The sequence below is a fragment of the Zhongshania aliphaticivorans genome (genome assembly GCF_902705875.1).
In the GTDB taxonomy this organism is placed as follows: domain Bacteria; phylum Pseudomonadota; class Gammaproteobacteria; order Pseudomonadales; family Spongiibacteraceae; genus Spongiibacter; species Spongiibacter aliphaticivorans_A.
Genome location: NZ_CACSIK010000001.1, coordinates 1436724 through 1460208 on the forward strand (window position 1 = coordinate 1436724; position 23485 = coordinate 1460208).

20 protein-coding genes are annotated in these 23485 nt (G+C 46.5%); 11 read left to right on the forward strand and 9 right to left on the reverse strand.

Translation table 11 applies throughout. The features are described 5' to 3' along the window. Window positions 1–181 precede the first annotated feature (181 nt). Window positions 182–2800, forward strand: a complete 2619-nt coding sequence (locus AELLOGFF_RS06545) for a PAS domain-containing sensor histidine kinase (RefSeq protein WP_159267918.1) — start codon at window positions 182–184, stop codon at window positions 2798–2800. A 28-nt stretch (window positions 2801–2828) separates the two neighbouring features. On the opposite strand, the gene AELLOGFF_RS06550 is transcribed toward AELLOGFF_RS06545, so the two are convergent. The 5 genes from AELLOGFF_RS06550 to AELLOGFF_RS06570 form a co-directional block, all read right to left on the reverse strand. Next, window positions 2829–3038 carry a cold-shock protein gene (locus tag AELLOGFF_RS06550; protein ID WP_159267919.1) on the reverse strand — a complete coding sequence of 70 codons (210 nt, stop codon included), beginning with the start codon at window positions 3036–3038 and terminating at the stop codon, window positions 2829–2831. A gap of 286 nt (window positions 3039–3324) precedes the next feature. Continuing rightward, window positions 3325–6192, reverse strand: coding sequence for a valine--tRNA ligase (locus tag AELLOGFF_RS06555; RefSeq protein ID WP_159267920.1), 2868 nt, complete (start codon window positions 6190–6192; stop codon window positions 3325–3327). Window positions 6193–6354: 162 nt separating this feature from the next. Then, on the reverse strand, window positions 6355–6768 hold the full coding sequence (locus AELLOGFF_RS06560) for a hypothetical protein (RefSeq protein ID WP_159267921.1): 414 nt from the start codon (window positions 6766–6768) through the stop codon (window positions 6355–6357). Window positions 6769–6773: 5 nt separating this feature from the next. Next, a complete protein-coding gene (locus tag AELLOGFF_RS06565) occupies window positions 6774–7196 on the reverse strand; it encodes a DNA polymerase III subunit chi (protein ID WP_159267922.1) in 423 nt (140 codons plus the stop codon). A gap of 4 nt (window positions 7197–7200) precedes the next feature. Continuing rightward, window positions 7201–8682, reverse strand: a complete 1482-nt coding sequence (locus AELLOGFF_RS06570; RefSeq protein ID WP_159267923.1) for a leucyl aminopeptidase — start codon at window positions 8680–8682, stop codon at window positions 7201–7203. 219 nt (window positions 8683–8901) lie between these two features. On the opposite strand from AELLOGFF_RS06570, the gene lptF reads away from it, so the two are divergent. Both lptF and lptG read left to right on the forward strand, forming a co-directional pair. Further along, window positions 8902–10014, forward strand: coding sequence for an LPS export ABC transporter permease LptF (gene lptF, locus AELLOGFF_RS06575; RefSeq protein ID WP_159267924.1), 1113 nt, complete (start codon window positions 8902–8904; stop codon window positions 10012–10014). Further along, window positions 10007–11068: an LPS export ABC transporter permease LptG gene (gene lptG / locus AELLOGFF_RS06580; protein ID WP_159267925.1), complete on the forward strand. Its 1062-nt coding sequence runs from the start codon at window positions 10007–10009 to the stop codon at window positions 11066–11068. Before lptF ends, lptG begins: the two co-directional genes overlap by 8 nt. Window positions 11069–11075: 7 nt before the next feature. Here the strand turns inward: lptG and AELLOGFF_RS06585 are convergent, their stop codons facing one another. Together AELLOGFF_RS06585 and AELLOGFF_RS06590 are read right to left on the reverse strand one after the other, a co-directional pair. After that, window positions 11076–11627, reverse strand: a complete 552-nt coding sequence (locus AELLOGFF_RS06585; RefSeq protein WP_159267926.1) for an RDD family protein — start codon at window positions 11625–11627, stop codon at window positions 11076–11078. Between the two features lie 64 nt (window positions 11628–11691). Beyond that, window positions 11692–12180 carry a hypothetical protein gene (locus tag AELLOGFF_RS06590; protein WP_159267927.1) on the reverse strand — a complete coding sequence of 163 codons (489 nt, stop codon included), beginning with the start codon at window positions 12178–12180 and terminating at the stop codon, window positions 11692–11694. Window positions 12181–12359: 179 nt separating this feature from the next. Here AELLOGFF_RS06590 and AELLOGFF_RS06595 point away from each other — a divergent pair, with 179 nt between their 5' ends. Together AELLOGFF_RS06595 and AELLOGFF_RS06600 are read left to right on the forward strand one after the other, a co-directional pair. Next, a complete protein-coding gene (locus AELLOGFF_RS06595) occupies window positions 12360–13037 on the forward strand; it encodes a response regulator transcription factor (protein ID WP_159267928.1) in 678 nt (225 codons plus the stop codon). Next, window positions 13024–14403, forward strand: a complete 1380-nt coding sequence (locus AELLOGFF_RS06600; RefSeq protein WP_159267929.1) for a sensor histidine kinase — start codon at window positions 13024–13026, stop codon at window positions 14401–14403. The genes AELLOGFF_RS06595 and AELLOGFF_RS06600 overlap by 14 nt, the downstream gene beginning before the upstream one ends. 12 nt (window positions 14404–14415) lie before the next feature. On the opposite strand, the gene AELLOGFF_RS06605 is transcribed toward AELLOGFF_RS06600, so the two are convergent. After that, window positions 14416–15051 carry a hypothetical protein gene (locus AELLOGFF_RS06605; RefSeq protein ID WP_159267930.1) on the reverse strand — a complete coding sequence of 212 codons (636 nt, stop codon included), beginning with the start codon at window positions 15049–15051 and terminating at the stop codon, window positions 14416–14418. Between the two features lie 155 nt (window positions 15052–15206). Between AELLOGFF_RS06605 and AELLOGFF_RS06610 the strand changes: the two genes are divergently transcribed. The 5 genes from AELLOGFF_RS06610 (at window position 15207) to AELLOGFF_RS06630 (ending at window position 21732) form a co-directional block, all read left to right on the forward strand. Next, on the forward strand, window positions 15207–16256 hold the full coding sequence (locus AELLOGFF_RS06610) for an AraC family transcriptional regulator (protein ID WP_235035734.1): 1050 nt from the start codon (window positions 15207–15209) through the stop codon (window positions 16254–16256). A 229-nt stretch (window positions 16257–16485) separates the two neighbouring features. Then, the gene (locus AELLOGFF_RS06615) at window positions 16486–17685 is read left to right on the forward strand and encodes an acetyl-CoA C-acetyltransferase (RefSeq protein ID WP_159267931.1); all 1200 of its coding nucleotides are present in this window, start codon (window positions 16486–16488) and stop codon (window positions 17683–17685) included. A 119-nt stretch (window positions 17686–17804) separates the two neighbouring features. Next, window positions 17805–19967 carry a 3-hydroxyacyl-CoA dehydrogenase NAD-binding domain-containing protein gene (locus AELLOGFF_RS06620; RefSeq protein ID WP_159267932.1) on the forward strand — a complete coding sequence of 721 codons (2163 nt, stop codon included), beginning with the start codon at window positions 17805–17807 and terminating at the stop codon, window positions 19965–19967. Between the two features lie 162 nt (window positions 19968–20129). Further along, the gene (locus AELLOGFF_RS06625; RefSeq protein ID WP_159267933.1) at window positions 20130–21299 is read left to right on the forward strand and encodes an EAL domain-containing protein; all 1170 of its coding nucleotides are present in this window, start codon (window positions 20130–20132) and stop codon (window positions 21297–21299) included. A gap of 7 nt (window positions 21300–21306) precedes the next feature. Further along, window positions 21307–21732, forward strand: coding sequence for a gamma-glutamylcyclotransferase family protein (locus tag AELLOGFF_RS06630; RefSeq protein ID WP_159267934.1), 426 nt, complete (start codon window positions 21307–21309; stop codon window positions 21730–21732). Here AELLOGFF_RS06630 and AELLOGFF_RS06635 read toward each other — a convergent pair. Next, a complete protein-coding gene (locus AELLOGFF_RS06635; RefSeq protein ID WP_159267935.1) occupies window positions 21689–22651 on the reverse strand; it encodes a 2Fe-2S iron-sulfur cluster-binding protein in 963 nt (320 codons plus the stop codon). The two genes, AELLOGFF_RS06630 and AELLOGFF_RS06635, sit on opposite strands and share 44 nt — an antisense overlap. Window positions 22652–22810: 159 nt before the next feature. On the opposite strand from AELLOGFF_RS06635, the gene AELLOGFF_RS06640 reads away from it, so the two are divergent. After that, entirely contained in the window at window positions 22811–23482 is a 672-nt protein-coding gene (locus AELLOGFF_RS06640) for a class I SAM-dependent methyltransferase (RefSeq protein ID WP_159267936.1), read from the forward strand. Window positions 23483–23485 lie beyond the last annotated feature (3 nt).

Genomic DNA, 23485 nt, shown 5'->3' on the forward strand with positions numbered 1-23485 from the left:
AGCCACCTTCGTGGCTGAATTATGGGACGTAATTTGCTGCTAGAAATTAGCTGAGTGCTAGATTGTAAGGGCGCTAAGGGTAACTACGAATAGTTCTCAATGACCAATAAACACACAATGACAGATCGTTGATGGTGAGGTAAATCTTGTCCGCACAATGACCAAGTTAGGGGACGTGTAGATGCACGACTGGACGGAATCCAGAGACAGCAAGCTTAGCACTAAAAAGCACCGCACCGTACTGAATATTGCGATAGTGGTATTAACGTTGCTGCTGGTGACCTTAGTTGCTGGCCAAGCCTACTTCCTCCGCAAGGCAGAGCTACAGTCAACGTCAAAGGCGGTTGCAGAACAGCTTGATGACAGAGAGAGTGCTTTGCTTGAGCTTGACCGTGTCCTAGCTCGTGGTGCGATTCTCCATGAGTTCTCCGCGGTATATTTTGCTAATAATAAATCTCAGATAGAGGTTGTTCGGAGTCGTTTAGCTCGGGGACGAGAACTCCTGCTGGGAGAAAGCTTGCAGTTGTTTCCAAAACAAGATGTTCAAGACCTCGTGTGGATGCTGTCCCTTTACCTCTCGTATCAAACGGATGCGGGCGAGCATTTAGTAGACCTTGCTGTACCCTTAAACCCAGAAGCAGATAGTGTGAATTTACAAAACGGATTGCAAGCGCTGCGTAAATATCAAGGGGACTGGGTGTCGGGCTTAGCATTATCAGTGCTTGATCAGCGTAAAGAATGGCGCCAACAAAGTCTGTTTATTGCGACGTTAGCCTTTCTATGTTTCCTCCCTTTCATTCCCGGTGTCTATGTTTCTCGTCGCTTTGCGCGGGAACATCAATTTATGCTGGAGACTAGTAAGTATCTTAATCGTTTAATTGATTCGTTGCCCGGTGTGGTGATATTAGCCAATCGAAGTGGAAGCGTTGTTGCCGCTAGCCAGTCTGCGGCCAATTTTCTTAGGTACTCGGTTGACGAGTTGTCGCATATGGAAGTTTCAGCACTACTCCCCAAGCGTTTTCGTCAGCAATATAAATTATTTAGTCAGCATCATATGGATGCGGGGCGAGATCGAGAGGGACGCGCTAGCAAGGGACGTGAGCTGTTGTTTGTGACCTCGGATGGTGATGAGCTACCAGTTGAACTGTTTTTTGGTGATTTTGAAACTGCGGATGGCGATATTCTTGTTCTTTGTTTGCACGATGTTTCCGAGCGTCGGTATTTATATCAGCAGTATCAACACTCCCAAAAACGCTTTGAAATGGCCATGATGGCGTCGCGTGACGGTCTGTGGGATTGGGATATGCAGACGGATTCGGTGTTTTTTAGTCCGGCATGGTTACAAATGACTGGGATTCGCGGAGGTCAGCCCCTCGATGGCCGAGCTATATTTGATGACAGTATTCATCCTGAAGATCGCCCGCGAGTTAGAGCAGCAATAGAGGAATTTATTAAAAGCGATGAAACTTTGTTTAGGGATGAGCACCGTTTACGCCGAAGGGATGGTTCCGTGCGGGATACCGTCACTCGAGCTTGTGCGCAACGAGATAATTCAGGTCAGGTTTTGCGCATTGTGGGCATGCACTCTGATGTAACCCATTTTAAAGAGGCAGAGCGCGAGGTTAGGCGTTTAAACCGAAGTTTGGAAGATCGAGTTCGCTTGCGGACACAGCAGTTAGAAAGTGCGCTATTGCAGGCTGAATCGGCAAATCGTGCAAAGGCAACGTTTTTAGCCGTTATGGGGCATGAGATACGCACCCCCATGAATGGCGTTATTGGTATGGCGGATCTGCTCAGTAAAACTAAGTTAGACCGTGAGCAATGGATGATGGTGGATACCGTGCGGCGGTCATCCATCGGCTTACTAGGAACACTAGATAATGTGTTGGATTATTCTGCTCTTGAGTCTGGTGATGTAGAGTTGAATGTTGAGAATATTCAGTTGGTAGAGTTTGTTGAAGGGGTGGCAGATGAATTTGCAGATACTGTCGCAAGGAACAAGCTTAGCTTTGTTCTACATGTTGACCCTAACGTACCTACGGCTGTGTTCGCAGATGCAGCACGGTTGCGTAAGATCATTGTTATCTTATTGGAAAACGCCATAAAATTTACTAACTCTATGTCTAGCGACGGGCTTATTCAATTACGTATGAGTGCAGTAGAAGGTGGCGGTGAGCCCCGGCAACGAGTGGAATTTGAAGTGATTGACAATGGCATTGGCGTGTCGGGCGAAATGCGTAAGCAGTTATTTAAACCCTTTATGCTGGAAGAGAATAGCCGAGCTCGACGCTTTGGTGGCGCAGGCCTAGGTTTGGCTATTACTGCTCGTTTATTGCGGTTAATGGGTGGTGATATTGCCTTGGATGAGGCCTATACGAAGGGCAGTCGTTTTGTGTTTTCCATTCCATTTACGGTGGATGCAGGGGCTAGGCGTATTGCAATTGGTGGAGATGCGACGGTTTTCGCTAATTTGGGTGAGGGGCTGCTAAAAGAGTCAATTGAGGCAGCGCTAGCGCTTGGTGGACGTGACGTTCATTGGGTGTATTCCACTACCGAGTTGGCTGAACAAATTAAGACATTAGATGCAAAAAATAGTGTATTTATTGCGACAGATGAGCTGGAAGATAGCCTCAATGAATATTGCAAGAAAGCGGGGGTGAGAGTGCTGCTTATTTCACCTAGGCCCGTTCGTGGTCAGGCAAAGGAGGCAAGCAAAGTGTACTGTAATCCTCTGTTGCCATCGGCACTGGTACGGGCAGTGGAGTTTAAGCCACGACTACTTGCGATAGGAAAAACCTAACCACAGCAGTGCCGCGGTTAGGTATTATTTAGATCTTGGTTACATCTTCAGCCTGCAGTCCCTTGGGGCCATCAATCAAGTTAAACTCAACGGCTTGGCCTTCGTCCAAGGTACGATAACCTTCGCCACGAATAGAGCGAAAGTGAACAAACACGTCATTGCCCTCGCTGTGGGTAATAAACCCAAAGCCCTTAGCGTTATTAAACCATTTAACCGTACCAGAAACTCGGTCGCTCATTGCTCTTCCTCGTTGAGTTGATGATTAGATTGGGTGAAAACGGGAGGGTTTTTGTATTGCTAGAATCTGATTGGAAATACTTGGAGGTAACGCGTCTAGGGAGTATTGGCAGGGAATAGGTGCAAAAACAGCAAGTTTTGCCAAGGATCAGCATTGATATCTGCGCGATGTTTTTTCTAGCAACCATTACATTAGGGCGAAGATCAGATTCGTTGTGAGCTCTACTATAACGGCTTTAGCAGTTTTGTCTATGCCTTGGCGCGTTATAGTAGATTTTGATCGCCTCTTAAAGCGTTTTTATGGTTTGCATTTGTTCGCTGAGCTTTTCAAGGGCGGCTTGTTGAGCGCTGAGTTTTTCCTGTTCTTTGGCAACGACCTCGGCAGGCGCCTTGGCCAAGAATCCAGCGTTATTGAGCTTGCCTTGTAAGCGTTGTATCTCTTTGTTGAGTTTCTGCACTTCTTTTTCGAGACGTGCGATTTCAGCACTTTTGTCGATTAAACCTGACATGGGCACCAATACTTCCATGGAACCTACCAGTTGGGTGGCCGACATGGGGGCTTCGTCATCGGCAGAAAGCCATTTGATTTCTGCAAGTTTGGCAAGTTTTGTGAGTGACTGACGGGTGCTATTTAAACGTCGAAGGTCTTCATCGCTACCATTTTTTAATAATAGTGAGAGCGCTTTCGATGGTGGTACATTCATTTCACCACGAATATTGCGAATAGCGAGCATCACCTGCTTAAGCCATTCTACGTCGGCGATGGCGGCGTTATCGATTTTGTCGTTTACCGCCAGTGGGTATGCCTGCAGCATGATGGTGTCATTGCCAGCTGAAAAATTTACCCCCGCGATTGGGGCAACGCGCTGCCAAATCTCTTCGGTGATAAACGGCATGAAAGGGTGGGCCATTCTAAGGGTGGCTTCCAATACCCGGATGAGGGTTTGGCGGGTGCCACGTTTAGCTTCAAGGCTGGCGTCATCATCCCATAAGATAGGTTTAGAGAGTTCTAAGTACCAGTCGCAATACTCATTCCAAATAAACTCGTAGATCGCTTGAGAGGCGTGGTCTAGTCGATACGTTGCCATCGCTTCTGCAATAGTTAGCTCGGTCTGTTGTAAGCGGGAAATAATCCAGCGATCGGCTAAGCCAAGTTCAACCGCTTCGCCATTAACGCCGCAATCTTGTTCTTCGGTATTCATTAGCACGTAGCGGGCGGCGTTCCAGATCTTATTGCAAAAGTTACGATAGCCCTCCAAGCGTCGCATATCCCAGTTAATGTCTCGGCCGGTTGACGCAAGCGAAAACAAGGTAAAGCGCAGTGCGTCAGTGCCGTGAGCGCCAATGCCTTCTGGGAATGTGGTGCGGGTGGCCTTGGCAATCTTTTCGGCAAGCTGGGGTTGCATCATATTGCCGCAGCGTTTTTCTAGCAGTGCGTCTAATTCAATCCCGTCAATCATGTCTAAGGGGTCGAGAACATTCCCTTTTGACTTTGACATTTTTTGACCTTGTTCGTCGCGAATAAGGCCGGTGACGTAAACGGTTTTAAAGGGTACCTGTGGCTTGCCGTCTTGGTCTTTATTGAAATGCATGGTCATCATAATCATTCGGGCAACCCAGAAGAAAATGATATCAAAACCAGTAACGAGCACGTCGGTGGGGTGGAATGTCTTTAAACGTTCGGTTTGTTCCGGCCAGCCCAAGGTGCCAAATGTCCACAATGCTGAGCTAAACCAGGTGTCCAATACATCATCATCTTGGTTTAGCGTGAGGTCTTCGGGAAGCGAATACTTGGTTCTGGCTTCGGCTTCATTGCGGGCAACATAGATATTGCCTTCGCTGTCATACCATGCGGGAATGCGGTGTCCCCACCACAATTGACGAGAAATACACCAGTCTTGGATGTCACGCATCCAGCTAAAGTACATGTTTTCATATTGTTTGGGTACAAACTCAATGCGGCCGTCTTCAACTGCTTCAATAGCGGGTTTAGCCAGCTCTGCCGTTGCCACAAACCACTGATCGGTAAGCATGGGTTCAATTACCAAGCCTGAGCGATCGCCTCGTGGCACTTTTAGAGCGTGATCGTCCACTTTTTCTAACAGGCCGGCTTTTTCTAAGTCGTGGACTATTGCTGTTCGGGCAGCATAGCGGTCGAGATTGGCATAGCTTGAGGGAAGGGTGTTATCAAGATCAGTATTTTCAGAGCTATCGCTATTAAAAATTTCAGCTTGGCTGCGAATGGCTGCGTCTTTGTCGAGAATATTGATCATTGGCAGCTTGTGGCGCTGGCCGACAGCGTAATCATTAAAATCGTGCGCGGGTGTGATTTTAACGCAGCCGGTACCAAACTCTCGGTCTACATAGTCATCAGCTACGATGGGGATTAATCGTCCTACCAGTGGCAATTCAATGAACTTGCCAATCAGGGAGGTGTAGCGCTCATCTTTGGGATTAACTGCAACGGCGGTGTCACCCAACATGGTTTCTGGGCGGGTGGTGGCAACCACTAAGTAGTTTTTGCCATCGCTGGTAGTAGCGCCATCACTGAGGGGGTAGCGGAAATGCCACATAAAGCCCTTTTCGTCGGTGTTTTCGACTTCGAGGTCAGAAATGGCCGTGTGTAATTTTGGGTCCCAGTTAACAAGACGCTTACCACGATATATGAGTTTGTCATCATATAGGCGAACAAAGACTTCTTGAACGGCCTTGTAGAAGCCGTCGTCCATGGTGAAGCGTTCATGGTTCCAGTCTACAGAGGCACCGAGGCGTCTCAATTGTCGAGTAATCGTGCCACCGGATTCTTCTTTCCATTCCCACACTTTATCTAAAAAAGCATCGCGACCAAGATCGTGCCGCGTTTGTCCGGTTTCGGCAGCGAGTTTGCGCTCAACTAACATTTGAGTAGCAATACCTGCGTGGTCGGTACCGACTTGCCACAGTGCATTTTGACCTTGCATACGATGGTAGCGGGTTAGGGCATCCATGATGGAATCTTGGAAGGCATGGCCCATATGTAAACTGCCAGTGACATTGGGTGGCGGAATCATAATGGTGTAGGCGTCGCCTTTACCCTGCGGCGAAAAATAGCCCTTTTCTTCCCAGTTTTGGTACCACTTGGTTTCGATGTCTGCGGGTTGAAATGTCTTATCCATTGGGTCTCAGTGTGGCGTGTTGGCCTGATGTTCAGGCGGTGTTGTTGGTAGCCGCGCAGTTTACGAATCAGTGCGGTGGGGCGGCGACGAAAAGCCGCTAAGTATACTTAGTTTTGGGTGAACAGGCCAAATAGGCCGCTAATTTTCCTTGTCGATAAGGATTTAATTATTTTTGTCTGGGTGGGAGTGCCAGCGGTCTAGTGTTACATCATCAAGCTTCATAAGCCGCTTGCGAAGTTCGGACTCTATTTCGGGCATCATGGCGTCAATGACTTCTTGGATGAAAATGTCACGCTCAAAGTTATTGTCGTCGGAATAGGCAATCGTGAATTCTGTATTTGCGGGCTGAGGTTGAGGGTGACTGGGGTCAATAATTTCAGTTATTGACGGCGTGGCTACGTTTTCCGTTTGGCTTGCGGTGGTGCTGAGTTCTGGCTCATCGGCAGCACGGTCGAGATCGTCTTCGATAATATCGTCAAGTACCGGAATAATTGATAAGTCGATGTCGCGGGGCTTGTGTAATGCCGCTTTTATTTCTTCTAGCTCGCCCAGCAGTGGGCCCTTTTCCTTTGTCATGGGAGTTACCCTGATATGTTGTGAGTATTTAAGGGGTATCCGCGGGTTTTATAGAAGCTATATCTTTCTCGAGAAGCGCTAAGGCAGCCGTCTTCTTGACTAACAATTTCTGCAAGACGTTTAAAACGACTAAAAAACATGGGTACTTGCTTTGCAAGATTGATAAATACATCGCAATGTTCACCGGCATGTTCTCCACAGCCTACTAGAACTGGGTTTTGGTCAGCTGGATGACAGCTATGGGGGACAAAACTCTCGGCGCGGTATTGCCATAACATGGTGTCGATGGCTTCTGCGGCAGTCACATCGTCGCAGTGTACATATACTTTATGTCCTGCTCGCCATGCTTTTTCAGTTAGGCGGCATGCGTAATGCATTGCCGCTTCACTGCTGTTTTGCTGAAGGATATGAAAATCAATCCGGGTCATTTATCTACTTGCCAACTTTACTTGCGAGATATTGGCACAGTAATGCGACAGGGCGTCCTGTGGCACCTTTATTTGCGCCGCTATTCCATGCCGCACCCGCGATATCCAAGTGGGCCCAACGGTAGTCTTTTGTGAAACGGGATAAAAAACAGGCCGCAGTAACGCTGCCGGCTTCCGGCCCGCCAATATTGGCGATATCTGCAAAATTACTATCAAGTTGTTGTTGGTAGTCATCCCAGAGCGGCATATGCCACGCACGGTCTTGAGCGAGCTTGCCTTGCTCAAGTAGCTCGGCTGCAAATTCGTCGCTATTGCTGAATAGGCCGCTGGCGTGTTTGCCCAGAGCGACAACACAGGCACCGGTTAAGGTGGCAATATCAATAACGGATGCAGGCTTAAATTTACCAGCATAAGTGAGTGCATCGCACAGCACTAAGCGGCCTTCAGCATCGGTATTGAGGACTTCAATGGTCTGCCCAGACATGCTTTTGACAACATCACCTGGCTTTGTCGCATTGCCGTTAGGCATGTTCTCGGCGGCGGCAATAATACCAACCGCGTTCACTTTAAGGCCCATTTCTGCAATGGCATTCATTGTGCCTACAACACTTGCTGCACCGCACATATCATATTTCATCTCGTCCATCTTGGCGCCCGGTTTTAGGCTGATGCCGCCGGTGTCAAAGGTAATGCCTTTACCGACAAGGACGTGGGGTTTATCTGTTTTCTTGCCACCTTTGTGTTCAATGACAATAAGCCGAGCTGGCTGATCGGTGCCGGCGGTAACCGAGAGCAGGGAATGCATGCCCAGCTGAGACATTTTCTTTTCGTCTAGAACACTTACAGTGACGGAATCGTATTTGCGTCCAAGAGCACGGGCTTCACTGGCAAGGTGATTCGGTGTGCAAATATTACCGGGTAAATCGCCAAGATTACGGGCGATATTAATACCTTTACCTATGCTAGCGCCGCTTTGGACTATATTGCGATTGGACTCTGTGTTTGGGCCTTGCAGAGTAACGCGGTGAATTGATAGTGCTGATTTTGGGTTGCTAAGGGTGGCGGTGTAACGATAGCTGGCAGTGATGATCAGCTGTGAAATGCGTTGGTATTGCCAGCTAGATTTACGATCGGTGACGCTGGTTGCGTCAAGCATAATACTTATATCTTTACAGCCTGCTTTGGCTGCTTCTTTTATGCCTGCGTTAATGACCTTGTCAAATTCGCTGTCCTTTAACTCTGCTTTGTTACCGTTGCCAATAAGTAATAAGCGCTGAGCCTTTATTCCACTAACTGACGGTAAATAAAGTGTTTCAGCAACGTCACCATTAAAGTCGCCACGCTTTATCAATTGACTGATCGTGTTACCACTTGCGGAGTCTACGGCTTTGGCGATCTCTGCGTTCAATGAGCGATCAACAATGAGCATTAGGCAGTCGGTGGTAACGGTGGTGACATCTTTGCAGGGCTTTAAACTAATTTGCATGGATATACTCGCAGACAGTGGAAAGAATGGTGATAATGCACGCCATTATATGATGACTTGTTAGCTGGGCTAAACATGGCGTTGCCATCAAAATATTATAAGACTGTATTCTGAGCCTAGTGTAAAGGGTATCATCAGCGCGTGAAACAGTTACACGCAAAGACATGGCTTTCTAATGGGTGATTAGCATGGCGGTATGACCGCTGGAGAACGGGTTGTTTGATTTTATTTAGGTACCTTACTAGCGAAATGCTAAAAACGGTGTTCGCCGTAACACTGACTCTGCTGGTTATTATTATGAGTGGCCGGTTTGTAAAATACCTTGGCCAAGCTGCGTCAGGGGACTTTGCCCCTGAAGTTTTGTTTTGGGTGATGATGTATCGCTTGCCCAATTTCCTTGAAGTTGTTCTTCCTCTCGGTCTGTTTATTGGTATTTTGCTTTCCTACGGGCGTTTATACGTCGATAGCGAGATGACGGTGATGAGTGCCTGCGGCATGAGTCGTCGACGTCTTCTCATCTATACCTTAATACCAGGCTTTATAACGGCAGCGATTGTTGGCTATGTCAGTTTAGTGGTGACACCTTCTGGTATTCAGGCCTATGTAGACCTGCTGGCTGAAAGCCGTTCTGAAATTGGTGTGAAGGCTGCGGTAGAAGGGCGCTTTAGAATTGATAAAGGAAGCGGTCGCGTTACTTATATTGAAAGTATTGATCGCAATGACCAAGTAATGAAGAGTGTCTTTATTGCCCAACCTGAGCCTATTGTCGATGGTGGTAGGCCTTTAATGTCGCTGGTTACGGCAGCTCAGGGGCGTTTTGAAATTGATAGCAAGACCGGACAGCGTTATCTGATTTTGGATGATGGGGTGCGATACGTTGGCCAGTCCGGATTTATGGATTATCAGGTAACGAGTTTTTCTCAGCTCGATCAATTGATTAGAGATTCTGAAGTAAAAACCTACCGTCAAGAATTAGACGGTAAGAATAGTGCTGACCTGTGGAGATCTTCAGAATTAGAAGATATTGCCGCTATTCAATGGCGAATATCGCTAGGATTACTGGTGCCAGTAGCTGCGATTATTGCGGTGTCCTTGAGCAAAACCAATCATCGCCGTGGGCGTTACGGCAAGATGTTTCCAGCTTTTATGATTTATATGGTCTATTTGGTTTGTTTGAATGCCATTAGAGATGCGATTGCCAAGGGTGATTGGCCGGTTTTTCCTGGAATGTGGGTGGTGCATCTAGTGTTTTTAGTGCTCGGGCTGATTTTGCTCTACTGGGATAGCATGCTACGACACTGGTGGTTAAATTGGAGGCGCCAGCGTGGGTAAGCTCAACCGTTATATTGGTAGAACGGTAGCGGGTTCAGTGCTGATGGTGCTGTTGGTTATTGTTGGACTCGATTTATTATCAGAGTTGATCGAAGGCTTAAAAGAGGTGCGCGGCGACTATACGTTTTTGTCTGTTCTGCAGTACGTGGGGTTAACGTCACCAGGTAGCTTTTATGATTATTTGCCCTTTGCGGCATTGGTTGGCTGTCTTGCTGGCCTCGGGTCCTTGGCAAGTAGCAGTGAGTTAATTGTGATGCGGGCTGCTGGAGTGTCTACTAGCCGACTGGTTTTTGCGGTAATTAAACCAACCCTTGTGATCACGCTGATGGGCTTGTTAATTGCTGAGTATGTTGCACCGATGTCTCAGCAAATTGCAGAAAGTCAGCGAGCTGTTGCTCTTCAGAAAACCCCAACTGTGCACTCTCGCCATGGGATGTGGCATAGAGAGGGGCAGCAATTTATGCATTTTAATGCAGTGCAGCCTAATGGTGTGTTGTTTGGTGTCAGTATCTTTGGCTTCGACAGGGAGCGGCAGTTAGAGCGTAATACCTTTGCTGAACGGGCGCATTATATCGATGGTAAATGGACCTTAGAGGGAGCAAGAGTCGTTACGCTTGGGCCTGATGGTGCGGAGTCTGAGTTTATTCAGCAGTTGCCTTGGGAAACAGGCCTGTCACCAGAATTATTAAATATTTTGGTTTTAGATCCTAAAGATTTGTCCATTAGTGGCTTGTGGCGATATGCAGACTACCTTAACCAGCAAGGTTTGAACGCGGGTGATTACGAACTCGCATTTTGGAATAAATTACTACAGCCCTTAACGATTATGGGAATGGTGTTAGTGGCTATTTCGTTTATATTTGGGCCGCTGCGCAATGTGACAATGGGATTTAGGGTTTTTATCGGCGTAATGGTCGGTATTGTATTTCGAACCCTGCAGGATATCTTGGGACCATCTAGTATGGTTTACGGTTTTGATCCTATTTATGCTAGTTTGCTTCCGATTGGTATTTGCTTTTTAGCCGGCACGTATATGCTCACTAAAAAAGCCTGAGAAACGCTCAGGCTTTTTTCTTGTCTTTGGGGATGGCGCGTAGCACAGTTCTTGATGCGCGATCATGCCAAGCTAGGCCGTCTTTATCTAGCCAAATCCACCAGTAACCCATTCCGCCTGCAGCAAGAGAAATAGCACCTACTGCTACACGTATAATGCACTGTCCCCAACTTGGTTTTCCGCCATTTTGATGCTCAATTTTAATACGCCAAGCTTGCATGCCCAAGGTTTGTCCACTTTTACGCCAGAACCAACCATAAAAAATAATAATCAGCATCAGTAGGTAGGCGCGGTATAACCAACCTTGCAAGGGAATATCTAGCTCGTGAACAACGCTGTTATTGGCTGGGGTGGCTGAGAACGATTCGGGGCTAAGTATAAAGGCAGGAATAAGCGTTGCGACAAACAATACAGCAAAGAGTAAAAATCCATCGTAGACAATAGCGGCTAGACGCCTGAATACGCCGGGTGGCTGCTCAGTGTTTACGCTAGGCGTGGGCGTATCTGAAGCCTGTTTTTTTGCGTTAGCTGAATTTGAGTGTTTGGCTTTGGGGGGCATTGGCGGTAGATCCACAACAGAAACCCGCGCATTGTAACAGGGCTGGGCATAAGGTGTAGATAGCTTAAAAAGCGAGTGCTAAGCCCAATGTAAGTGAATCACTGCGGACTTGAACGCTGTAGTCAGTTTTATAACGGCTATAGTTTGACATCACCACGCGGCCATTTTCATTTGGAAGATAATTCTTGGCAACTGAGCTGCGCCCGTGAAATGACTTATATAGCGCTTTTAGTCCCATTTTTACCAAGGCTTTGGTAGCAGCGCTGCCGTGTTTTGCTGAGTTTTGATCCATCCATACTCTGTTGAAACGCGCTTGATTGGCATTGAATGCTTGAAATTTACCGGTGTTTACATTGCGTTCAATACAAAAGCTAATCGTTGGTTGGTAGTTTAGTTTTTGATTTCTAGGCAGCGTTATGTCGTTAACAGTTTCCTTTCCCCAAGCATCAGCCATGGCGTTACATGAAGCTAAACCCAAGCTTAGTAACACTAGGTACTGCCACTTTGATACACATTGTTTAAAGCAAGCATAGGCGTTTTTTATATTATTCATTGCTGTTAGGCTCCCTCGCAGATCTTAATCTGTTGGAAAAAAGTGTACGTGCCTGCATACTATGGGTGAATAAGTAGATGTACTTTATTGGCCTAGGTCTTTCATCAATAGATGTTTCGTTGTCAGCTGGCAGGGCATGGGGCATGAAGGTAAAATAAAATCGGAAGGGATCAATATAGATGCGGGTTTTATTGATAGAGGATGATACAAGCGTAGCTGAATATATCGTAAAGGGGCTACGAGAGAGTGGCTATCAAGTTGAGCACGCTGCCGACGGAAAAACGGGCTTAGTTAAGGCAACAACAGAAGAATATGATGCCTTAATTGTTGACCGTATGTTGCCGCATGTAGATGGGCTCACAATAATTCAAACGCTTCGGGCGTCAAATGATACTACCCCAGCGTTGATTTTGAGCGCACTTGGTGAGGTAGATGATCGTGTTAAGGGTTTAAAAGCGGGAGGGGATGACTATCTAGTTAAGCCTTTCGCATTTGCTGAATTATTAGCTCGCATCGAGGTGATATTGCGGCGTCAGGAGGCGGGGTCGGCTGTCACACGCTTGAAAGTGGCTGATCTTGAAATGGATTTGTTAGCTCATAAGGTGTCACGTGCTGGTCAACCATTTAACCTACAGCCACGCGAATATAAATTATTAGAATATTTGATGCGTCACGCTGGTCAGGTGGTCACGCGGACAATGTTGCTTGAAAATGTGTGGGACTATCATTTTGACCCCCAGACAAATGTTATTGATGTCCATATTAGCCGCCTGCGCCAAAAAATTGATAAAGGCTTTGATAAACCCCTGCTGAACACAGTTCGCGGCGCTGGATATATGTTGGATGATTCTCAGTAAAATCTTTACCAGTTTTACTTTTCGGTTTTTGGTCAGCTATGTCGCGTGGCTAAGTGTCGCTGTTTTTATGGTACTGGCATTGATCTATGCGTTTATTGCGTACGATTTTTTTGCTGAGGTACACCACTCGGTAGAGAGTGAGCTTGGCGCCTTAAGTGAGGCGTATAAAAATGGCGGCGAAGAGGCTGTTGATGAATTTGTACGAATCCACAGCGGCCCAGATCGTTTGATCCGCTTTTTCTATTACGTTGGCGATGAAAACTTGAATAAAATTGCCGGTAATCTTGATTACTGGCCAGACAGCCAAGAGTATAGAAATGGTTGGCTGGGTTTTAGTTTTGAATCCTTAACAACAGCGTCAGACTTTGTGGGCACTGAATTTGTGGCGCGATCTCGCCAGCTATCTGGTGGTGAGCATGTTCTTGTGGCCCGTCACTATGCCGATGTATTGAATAGCACTAAATTGGTAGGCGGTGCTTTAACGCGCAGTATGGTCGCGACCATTTTGTTGGGCACCATTGGTGGCGCCATTGTCGCGGCGTTAACATTAAGACGTGTCGATCATATCAACGTAACGTTACGGCGTATTATGACCGGGGATTTGTCCGAGCGTATTGATACGCATGCTAGCACCGGGGATTTCTTACGTTTGTCTGAAAACGTGAATCAGATGCTGGATCGCATAGAGGCACTGATGGCGGGCGTTAGACAGGTTTCCGATAATATTGCTCACGATTTACGTACCCCGCTAACTAGGTTGCGCAATAAACTCAGTGATTTACATGAAAATTGTGAGGTTGCTGCAAGTCGGGATCAGCTAGAAATGTTGATTGAAGAGGCTGATGGTTTACTCGGCACCTTCAGTGCATTGCTGCGGATTGCTCAGGTAGAGACTGGTCATCGTCGCTCCGGTTTTGGTGACGTTGATTTGTGTACCCTAGTGTCAGATGTTATTGAGCTCTATGAACCCTTGGCGGCTGAAAAAGAGCAAGTTTTCCACACTGGGTTAGCCAAGGTTGGCAGTTTTCATGGTGATCGAAATCTGTTGTTTCAGGCGGTGGCAAATTTACTTGATAACGCGATTAAGTACACCCCAGAAGGTGGCCGAGTGCAGGTGAATCTGGCCGTTCAGGGAAGTGTGGTTAGAATTGAGGTTGCAGATAGCGGTATTGGTATCCCAGAAGAAGATCGGGAGCGAGTGTTTCAGCGATTTTTTCGGGTTGAGCACAGCCGTAGCCGACATGCGGGTAATGGTTTAGGCTTGAGTTTAGTGCAAGCAGTTGTCCGGCTCCATGATGGATATATAGAACTTAAAGATAATAATCCAGGATTACGCATTGTATTGCGGTTCCCAAGGGGGCATTGAGCAATATTAGCGCTATTTTAATTTTAGATGTTCTGTATTCGGCACTTTATAGACATGTTTTGGCATGTCGTCTAGTAGCGGCGTCCCACTAGAGCACAGGCTTATATGGTCAAGCGTAAGGGCTGGGGTGTCTTTTGGCTCTGTGGGGCTAAGAATGGGGCTTCCTTCTGGCGCAAGATCAATGTGGTCGGTATCAGGGGCAGCTATCGGAATATCAGGGTTTTCACTCAAGTTGTCCCCTTGGCTGGCAAGACTTAAATGAGCTGTTTCCGGTGCGGCAATGGGTGGGTGTTGACGTTCATCTTCATTCAAGACGGCCGTACCACTGGGGCAAAGGGATAATGTTGATGATGAGGTCGCTGCACGGTCAGTGGCGGTGTCGGTTTGAGGCTGATCTGAGTATTGAAAAGTAGAGCCTGCCGGCACCGCTTTGGTAACCACACCAATTTTTTTGAATGCTTGCTGATAGCGTTGCAATTCAACCGAATTAAGCCCTTTGCGAACACGACTTGGTTTGCCGTTGATGAGCTTTTCAACTTGATCAACGGGCCTTTTAAAGAGGATGGCCAGTTTATTGATCGCAACATCACGCACAGTATCTGCTGCGATGTCGCCGGTCATGAATAGGTCAAATTGCGTATCAGTCATATCATTGATTATGGCTAGCTTATAGAATCTATTCAACTTTACAGAATATATAATAAAACAAGAACACGATGACTGCTCAGGGCTACATAAAAGATAAGGAATACGGCCCCAGTTATATTTTGGTATAGAGGAGAGCTCCACTGAGTAATATTAATATGGAAACCGTGCCAACTAAGTTTGCACGGTCATTGCTTAATCTTGCCGCTGAACGCGGTTATGACCACAGTGGAATATTAACAAGCGCTGGAATCGCTTTTAATCCCTTGAATACACGTTCTGCAGCTTATCAGGCAACGATTTCCGCCATGCAGTACAGCAAGTTATATCAACAAGTAATGAGTCTTCTGCAGGATGAGGCTTTTGGCTTAATGCTTGGTCACAGTGTGACGCCTGGTGCGTTTCGTATGATGTGCTACTGCATTATTGGTTGTGAAAATTTAGACAAAGCTATTAAAAGGGCCTGTGAGTTTTTTAGAACGTTTTACGATGCGGATGCACAAATCTATTTAGACACTCGTAAAGATAGTGCAATTGTTGGCTATGGCAGTGTTAAGAAAGGGTTTGCCGGAGACCGAGTTGATATGGCGGACCTCTATGGTTTGTCTATTTGGCATCGTTTTTTTTGCTGGCTAGTGGGAAGTAATATCGAGCTTAAAGAAGTGCGATTTGCAGGCCAAGAGCCTGTGGGCAAAGCGCGAGTTGAAAAATATCAGCAGTTGTTTTCTTGTCCTGTATTTTACGGCCAGTTACGTGACGAGTTTGTCTTTGATACCCGGTATTTAGCTTACCCCCTTGTTCACAATGAGAAGACGTTAAAGGAGTTCTTACGTGCTGCGCCTTATCCATTAATGGTCATTAGCGGCGGCCGAGACGACGGCAGTTTGGTCGCGCGGGTACGCGCCATGATTGGCCATGACTTTTCACAGGGCTTCCCCAGTTTTGAACGCATAACCGAGGCCTTAAATATGTCGGCACCAACTTTACGACGGCGCCTTAAAAAAGAGGGTACTACCTTTCAGCAGCTTAAAGACGAATGCCGGTGTGATGCCGCTACTGCGTATTTGGGAAATTCGGAGTTGTCTATTAATGCTGTTGCTGCGTTGATGGGTTTTACTGATCCATCAGCATTTCATCGCTGTTTTAAAAAATGGACCGGCATGACGCCAGGTGAATATCGTCAACAAGAGGCTGATAATAATCATTAATTGCTAGCGCTACAGTGTTAGGTTTAGCACTGTAGCGAATCGTGTTTTTCTCCCCCTCAGCTCGTCCTTCATCCCGCATAAGTCTATGTTTGTTATTGTTTTTGCCCTCCACTGTCAGTGTGTTGACCGCAAATGTCATTGCCGTAAATAGGCGGGGCGGGGCATTCTGCGTGCCGTGGGTCTCAAGGGGCCCTAATGATGATTCACTCCCAGTTTGGCAGGAAATACCATGGCAGAAGCATTTATATATGATGCAATCCGTACTCCGCGGGGTAAAGGAAAGCGCGGCGGTTCGCTTTATGAAGTAAAGCCCATAGATTTGGTGGTTAACCTTCTTGAGGCATTAAAGAATAAACATAATTTAGATACATCAAAAGTAGAAGACGTCATTTTAGCTTGCGGTGAGCCAGTAAAAGAACAGGGTCAAAATATTGCCAAAGCCGCATTGGTATATTCAAGCTGGGATGACGTGACTACCGGCGCGCAGTTACACCGCTTTTGTGCTGGTGGCTTAGATGCAGTCAACTTGGCAGCAGCCAAAGTGGCTTCGGGATTTGAGGAAATGGTCGCTGCCGGCGGTGTGGAGTCTATGTCTCGGCTTGGTATTGGCGCCAGTGGTGGGGCAACGGGTGATCCTTGGGTGGCCATGAAAAGCTATTTTATTTCCCAAGGCTTGGGTGCAGATATGATTGCAACCATGGATGGGTTTAGCCGCGAAGATGTTGATCGCTACGCCCTCATGTCACAACAACGTGCCGCATTTGCGCAAAAGAATGGGTATTTTACCTCGATAGTCCCTGTCACAGATTTTAACGGTGTGACGATTCTTGATCATGATGAATTTATCCGAGCGGACACCTCGTTAGAGGGTTTGTCTAAGCTCAAGCCTGCCTTTCAGATGTTTGATGATTTTGGCCATGGCGGGGTAGCAAGGTTGAAATACCCAGCGTTAGAAAATATTGACTGTGTGCATACCCCGGGTAATTCCTCTGGCATTGTCGATGGCGCGAGTCTGGTGCTGGTGGGTAGCGAGTCAGCGGGAAAGGCGGAAAATCTAGAACCCAGAGCCAGAATTATAAGCTGTGCAGTTGTGGGTAGTGAACCCACGATCATGTTAGCCGGGCCCGTACCAGCAACAGAAAAAGCGCTTAAGAAAGCGGGGTTAACGGTAGACGATATTGACTTATTTGAACTTAATGAAGCCTTTGCTTCTGTAGTGTTGCGTTATCAACGCGAGCTAAATATTCCCGATGAAAAAATAAATGTGAACGGGGGCGCCATTGCCATGGGACATCCAATTGGAGCTACCGGCGCAATGATTTTAGGTGTCTTACTCGATGAACTAGAGCGCCGTAATTTAAAAAGAGGTTTGGTCTCTTTATGTGCTGGCGGTGGTATTGGTATCGCGACCATTATTGAGCGGGTGTAACAAAATATCTGTGCACAGTCGTGACAAGTGAGGCCGAGACTGTACTGGCATTTATAGAATATGAGAATAATCGGTGCTTAAAACGTAATCAGTTCACCGACAAATGAGAGAGAAATAACATGACATATATTCGTTTGCAAAAAGATAGCGACGGTATTGTAGAGTTGATTTTTGATCAGCCGGGTAAGGCGGTTAATACCATGGGGCGTGACTATGACGTTGCTATGCGTAGCGCGGTTGCTGAATTAGTAGATATGGTCGCTGAAGGTGAAGTAAAGGGGGTTTACGTGCGCAGCTGCAAGCCCCAGCAGTTTTTTGCTGGCGGCGATATTAAAGAAATGTTGGCAATGGATTTAACACCTAGCGCTGAAGAAAAAACCAAGATGTATGAAGGGATTATGGCCACAAAGGCGCCGTTACGTCAGTTGGAAACCTTGGGTGTACCGGTGGCGGTGGGTATCAATGGGCCAGCTCTGGGGGGTGGCTTTGAAATTGCTTTAGCCTGCCATTACCGAGTGGCTATCTCGGGTGTTCAGCTTGGCTTACCGGAAGCGATGATTGGTTTAATGCCAGGAGCGGGTGGTGTTGTAAGAATGACGTATCTGCTAGGGATGCAAGAAGCTATTGGTCTGATTAGTCAAGGTCGGCGTTTAAAGGCAAATAAGGCATTAGAGAAAGGCTTGTTACATGAGTTGGCTGATGACGAAGCAGACATGCATGCCAAGGCAAAGGCGTGGATAAAGTTAAACTCAGGGGCTAAGCAGCCATGGGATGAAGAAGGCTATGCCATGCCAGGTGGTGGTCCTGATGATGCGGCTAACCAGGGCTTAACGTTCTTTGGCCCCGCCAATGTCATGGTGCAAACAAAGAATTTAATGCCAGCTCAAAATGCTATTTTTGCCTGTGTAGTCGACAGTGCTAGAGTCGATTTTGATACTGCGCAAAAGATTGAAGGCCGGTATTTTTTAAGCCTGCTATTAGACCAAACGGCGCGGAATATGATGACCGCGTTCTTTGTTCAAATGGAAGCCCTGAATAACGGCGTGAGTCGTCCGAATATCACCGAACGTTTTAAATGTAAGCAGCTCGGTATTATCGGTGCGGGTCAAATGGGGGCGGGAATAGCGACCGCCGCGGCGCAGAAAGGCATTCGCGTTGTGCTCAAAGATATGAATGAAGAAAATGCTGACAAGGGCTTGTCTTATGCTCAGGCCTTCTTCGCTAAGGGGGTTAAAAAAGGAAAACTGAGCGAAACCCAGGCGCTTGAATATATGTCTAGAATTAAGCCTACAGCAGAGTATGCGGACCTTGCTGATTGCGATATGGTTATTGAGGCGGTATTTGAAGATAGAGGTGTTAAAGCCGCAGTGACGGAGGAGTGTGAAGCGGTTATGAAAGATGGGAGCGTGTTTGCATCTAATACTTCTGCGCTACCAATTTCTGAGTTGGCGCAGGCAAGTAAAAATGCAGATCGTTTCATTGGAATGCACTTTTTCTCACCGGCGGAAAAAATGCCTTTAGTAGAAATTGTTTGCGGTGTGAAAACCTCTGATGAGAGCTTGGCCAAGGCGTTTGACTTGGCTCAGCAATTGGGTAAAACCCCCATTGTTGTCAATGACGGACCAGGTTTTTTCACCACTCGGGTGATCAGCAAAACTGTTACCCAAGGTGCAAGCATGTTAGAAGAGGGTGTTAACCCTGTGCTGATAGAATCTGCTGCACGTGATAATGGTTCGCCGGTTGGCCCCTTGGCCGCGATTGATGAAATAAGCCAAGAAACGGCATATAAAAATGGCCAACAGGCTAAAGCAGATGCTGTGGCACAGGGAAAGCAATGGCAGGATAATGCCGCATCACGGATTCTTGATCGAATGGTCAATGAATTTGGGCGGCGAGGAAAAATTCACGGAGGAGGGTATTACGAATATCCTGCCAGTGGGAAAAAATATTTATGGCCCGGACTTAAGGCTGCTTTTTCGGCAGCGGATTACACTGAGATACCCTATCAAGATATTAAAGATAGATTAACCTTCAGTCAGTGTCTTGAAGCTGTAAGGGCAATGGAAGAAGGGGTAATAAAGAACGTCGGCGACGGCAATATGGGTTCGATTATGGGGATTGGTTTTCCAGCACAAACTGGCGGGGTATTTCAGGCAATTAATGCGTATGGCTTAAATGATTTTATTCAACGCGCTCAAGACTTAGAGTTACGTTATGGTAGCGACTTTAATGTGCCTGCTTTATTACTTAGTCGTGCAGAGCTTGATGAGAGTTTTCACTAGCTGATAGTGACTAGCCTATCATCGCTGTAGCCCACCTTGTGCGGGCTTTTTATATGTGGTGTATTTTTATGATTGGTGCTTGAGCTTAGTAGATAAAGTTGCTAGATAGCGTATCCTGTCTTCTGGTATCTTTTTTATTTAGCAAAGGGCCATTGTGTAGAAGTGAAATATTTTCCTTATTTTCAGCCAATTATTGATATTAATAAAATGTCTATTGTCGGCTACGAGGCGCTTGGTAGAGTACGTGCCGATAATGGCGATGCGGTTTCTGTGGGAGCTATGTTCGGAGACGCGAGCTTTAACCGTCGTGATTTATTAGCGATGGATCGGAGTGTCAGAGAGCAGGCTATTTCTTATTTTTCAAAAAGTCCTCAAGATGTTTTTTTATCCCTAAATTTATCGCCCGAGTGGATGGATTATATTGCTGACTCTGTGCCAGTGCCAACACTGGATATGGTTGAAAAGTGGGGGGTAGAGCCCTCACGAGTGGTAATTGAATTTGTTGAAGGTGCAGGTGATAACGATAACATGCAGCGATTATTAGCGCGTTATCGGGCCGCTGGAATGCGGGTTGCCATTGATGATTTTGGCTCTGGGTTTTCTCATTTGGATAGAATTATTGCCCTTGAACCAGACATCCTTAAATTGGACATGAATTTATTTAAGCGTGCCATGGCGGGTGGTGTGTCTCAGGAAGTGGTGCAAAGTATTGCCTATTTGGCACGGCGCACGGGCAGTAAATTATTGTGTGAAGGTGTTGAAACAGAACAAGAGTTTTATTATGCCTTGGAGTGCGGAGCACGATATATGCAAGGCTACTTTTTCTGGCCGGCACTGCCTGAGTTTATCGATGTTGATTCCCCCAAAGAGCTGGTTCGGCCGCTATTAGCGAGTTTTGTAAATCAGAATGTTGATAATGAAAAACAGCGCATCCAGTACATGACAAATATGGAGTCATATTTTCTATCTGTACAAGCTGCGGTAAACGGCAGAAGCCTGGAATATGCGGCGTTGGCAGAGGCGCCAGCGGGCTTGTTGCGGGTGTTTTTGTGTGATGATTGTGGCGAACAGATATCGCCAAATTACGAGGTAGTTAATCAAACTGATGGCCGTGTTTGGCAACAAGACCATGTAGATTTGGGTTCAAATTGGTCTATGCGACCCTATTTTTATCAGGCTCTTGCGGCTAAACAATTACAACAGAACACCCACATTGCCTCGTCGCCCTATCGGGATATACGCACGGGTTATTTGTGTCAAACCATTGCAATGTTCTTAACAGAAAATCGAATGTTATTCGCAGACATTAAGTGTTTGGATGAGGCTAATTGAGACAGTCATGACAGTCGTTTTTACCTACGGTAGCTTGATGTGTGACGACATTATGGCCGCGGTAACTGGCAGTGACACGCTGCTAAATGAAGCAGCTGTTTTAGCGGGCTATAAGCGCTATGCGATACTTGATGAGGCTTTTCCTGCGGTTGTTGCAGAGCCTTTGGCGAGCGTTGTTGGTAAAGTTTACACTGGGGTTGATGAGACAAACTTGGCGCGATTAGATGCCTTTGAAGGCGAATGGTATTCGCGTAAATCTCTTCAGGTAAGGGGTGTTGATGAGCAAAGCATTAACGCTGAAGTGTATGTTTTAAGACCAGAATATAGCAGTGTGTTAGCGCCTTGGTCATGGAGCTATGAATATTTCTTAGAACATGGAAGGCAGGCTTTTATGGCGCAATATATTGGCTATCAGCGCCTGTTTGATCGGTAAAATTAATATACTCTTCGCAAATAATATTTCTCGGTGACGCCCCTAACATAAAACACTTTTTGCGGGTTGTGGTGACAAAGTTTTCCCCTCCACAAAGGTATATTCGTTGGTTTCGTAAATCTGACTTGAGTGTGGTGAGTTTGGCATTTAACTCATTTTTTGGGCATGTTTCAAAAGAGAATTGAGGATTGTCATTTTGGAGTGCGTGTAATTGCTGTTCAGCATAACAATGGCCATCTGAGCTGACACTGATGATTTCAATCTCAGCGGTGTGATTGTGGTTGAGGGCATCACGGGCTATGCCGATCAGGGGAGCAATTCCGGTACCTGCGCCGACCAGTAGCAGTTTTTGATCTGCTTGTTCTGAGCGGTAGCTGAAGTCGCCTAAAGGTCCTTGAATTTCTAGCGTGTCTCCCACTTCAGCGGTATTGAGTAACTGTTTACTGATAAGACCATTTTGATGAAGGTGGATATGCAGCTCTATAAAGGGGTCTAGGCGTGCCACGCTAGCTATTGAATAACAGCGGGCTGCATCATTTAGCCAAAGTGTAATGTACTGGCCTGCAAGCCAGCGAATGCGGCTGTGAAGCCGTAGACATAAGGTTTTATCATCAAGGAGAAATTTTTCGCCAACCGTGGCGGGTATTTTTTGTGCGGCTAAATCCACACAACTTAAGGTCATGTCATCCTTGGGAATACAGCGGCAGGCTAAAAAGTGGCCTTGACGAATGTGCTGGCTACTTAGGCCTTGTGTAGACTCTGCAGGTATACTCTTGCTGTCGGTTTGAAGCATGCAGGCTTGACATGCACCAGAGCGACAGCCATAGGGAATACTTACTTTATGGCGTAGCAGGGTGTCTAAAACAGACTCGTCTTCGAGACAGCTGTATATTTGATTTTGATAGTGTAAATAAGGCATTAGGGATTCGCTGTAACTAGGCGACAGTCGCACAATGAAACAAATCGTTGTTTCAATTCACCCTATAGTGAGGTTTAAGTGAAGACATATCAAATAAATGGCTACTTGCATTGAGGTCATCTTCAGATCATTGGCTTAGTGAATTTTGACGGAGATGGCATGAAAAGCAGTGATTACGATAGTGAGATTCTTAGTTCATGGCAGAAAAATGCTGAGCCATGGACCTGTGCGGTGAGAGACGGTGAAATATATAGTCGAGTGACCGTTACCGATGCGGCGATTATAAAGGCAGTAATGGACGCATCGCCAAAACGTGTTCTGGATTTGGGGTGTGGTGAGGGTTGGCTGGTTCGTGCTCTGGCAGATGTGAATATTGACGCAGTTGGTATGGATGGGATACCGGCGTTAATTGATAATGCGCGAGCATTGGGTGGTGATTTTCGTCAGATGTCCTTTCAAGCGTTTGCGATGAATGGTTGGTCAGATGAAGTTGATTGTGCAGTGTTTAATTTTTCTTTACTGGGTGAAACGATAGTAGCTGATGTACTCCGGGTGATTCCCTTAATACTAAGCACCAACGGTCAGTGTATTATTCAGACACTTCATCCTGCGTATGTGGCGGAGCCATATATTGATGGTTGGCGAGAGGGGTGTTGGTCGGGCTTTAGCGAACGATTTAGTGAAGCTGCGCCGTGGTATTTCCGCACTTTATCGTCATGGTTAAGTTTATTTTCTGACTCGAGGTTACAGTTAATTGCGATGCATGAGCCTATTAACCCCGAAACAGCTAAGCCAGCGTCAGTGATATTTGTTTTAAAGGTAAAATCTTAGAAC

What these genes read in the sequence shown, in the direction of transcription:
- AELLOGFF_RS06545 (WP_159267918.1), top strand. Translation starts at nt 182, where the DNA reads ATGCACGACTGGACGGAATCCAGAGACAGCAAGCTTAGCACTAAAAAG.
- AELLOGFF_RS06550 (WP_159267919.1), bottom strand. Translation starts at nt 3,038, where the DNA reads ATGAGCGACCGAGTTTCTGGTACGGTTAAATGGTTTAATAACGCTAAG.
- AELLOGFF_RS06555 (WP_159267920.1), bottom strand. Translation starts at nt 6,192, where the DNA reads ATGGATAAGACATTTCAACCCGCAGACATCGAAACCAAGTGGTACCAA.
- AELLOGFF_RS06560 (WP_159267921.1), bottom strand. Translation starts at nt 6,768, where the DNA reads ATGACAAAGGAAAAGGGCCCACTGCTGGGCGAGCTAGAAGAAATAAAA.
- AELLOGFF_RS06565 (WP_159267922.1), bottom strand. Translation starts at nt 7,196, where the DNA reads ATGACCCGGATTGATTTTCATATCCTTCAGCAAAACAGCAGTGAAGCG.
- AELLOGFF_RS06570 (WP_159267923.1), bottom strand. Translation starts at nt 8,682, where the DNA reads ATGCAAATTAGTTTAAAGCCCTGCAAAGATGTCACCACCGTTACCACC.
- AELLOGFF_RS06585 (WP_159267926.1), bottom strand. Translation starts at nt 11,627, where the DNA reads ATGCCCCCCAAAGCCAAACACTCAAATTCAGCTAACGCAAAAAAACAG.
- AELLOGFF_RS06590 (WP_159267927.1), bottom strand. Translation starts at nt 12,180, where the DNA reads ATGAATAATATAAAAAACGCCTATGCTTGCTTTAAACAATGTGTATCA.
- AELLOGFF_RS06595 (WP_159267928.1), top strand. Translation starts at nt 12,360, where the DNA reads ATGCGGGTTTTATTGATAGAGGATGATACAAGCGTAGCTGAATATATC.
- AELLOGFF_RS06600 (WP_159267929.1), top strand. Translation starts at nt 13,024, where the DNA reads ATGATTCTCAGTAAAATCTTTACCAGTTTTACTTTTCGGTTTTTGGTC.
- AELLOGFF_RS06605 (WP_159267930.1), bottom strand. Translation starts at nt 15,051, where the DNA reads ATGACTGATACGCAATTTGACCTATTCATGACCGGCGACATCGCAGCA.
- AELLOGFF_RS06610 (WP_235035734.1), top strand. Translation starts at nt 15,207, where the DNA reads ATGGAAACCGTGCCAACTAAGTTTGCACGGTCATTGCTTAATCTTGCC.
- AELLOGFF_RS06615 (WP_159267931.1), top strand. Translation starts at nt 16,486, where the DNA reads ATGGCAGAAGCATTTATATATGATGCAATCCGTACTCCGCGGGGTAAA.
- AELLOGFF_RS06620 (WP_159267932.1), top strand. Translation starts at nt 17,805, where the DNA reads ATGACATATATTCGTTTGCAAAAAGATAGCGACGGTATTGTAGAGTTG.
- AELLOGFF_RS06630 (WP_159267934.1), top strand. Translation starts at nt 21,307, where the DNA reads ATGACAGTCGTTTTTACCTACGGTAGCTTGATGTGTGACGACATTATG.
- AELLOGFF_RS06635 (WP_159267935.1), bottom strand. Translation starts at nt 22,651, where the DNA reads ATGCCTTATTTACACTATCAAAATCAAATATACAGCTGTCTCGAAGAC.
- AELLOGFF_RS06640 (WP_159267936.1), top strand. Translation starts at nt 22,811, where the DNA reads ATGAAAAGCAGTGATTACGATAGTGAGATTCTTAGTTCATGGCAGAAA.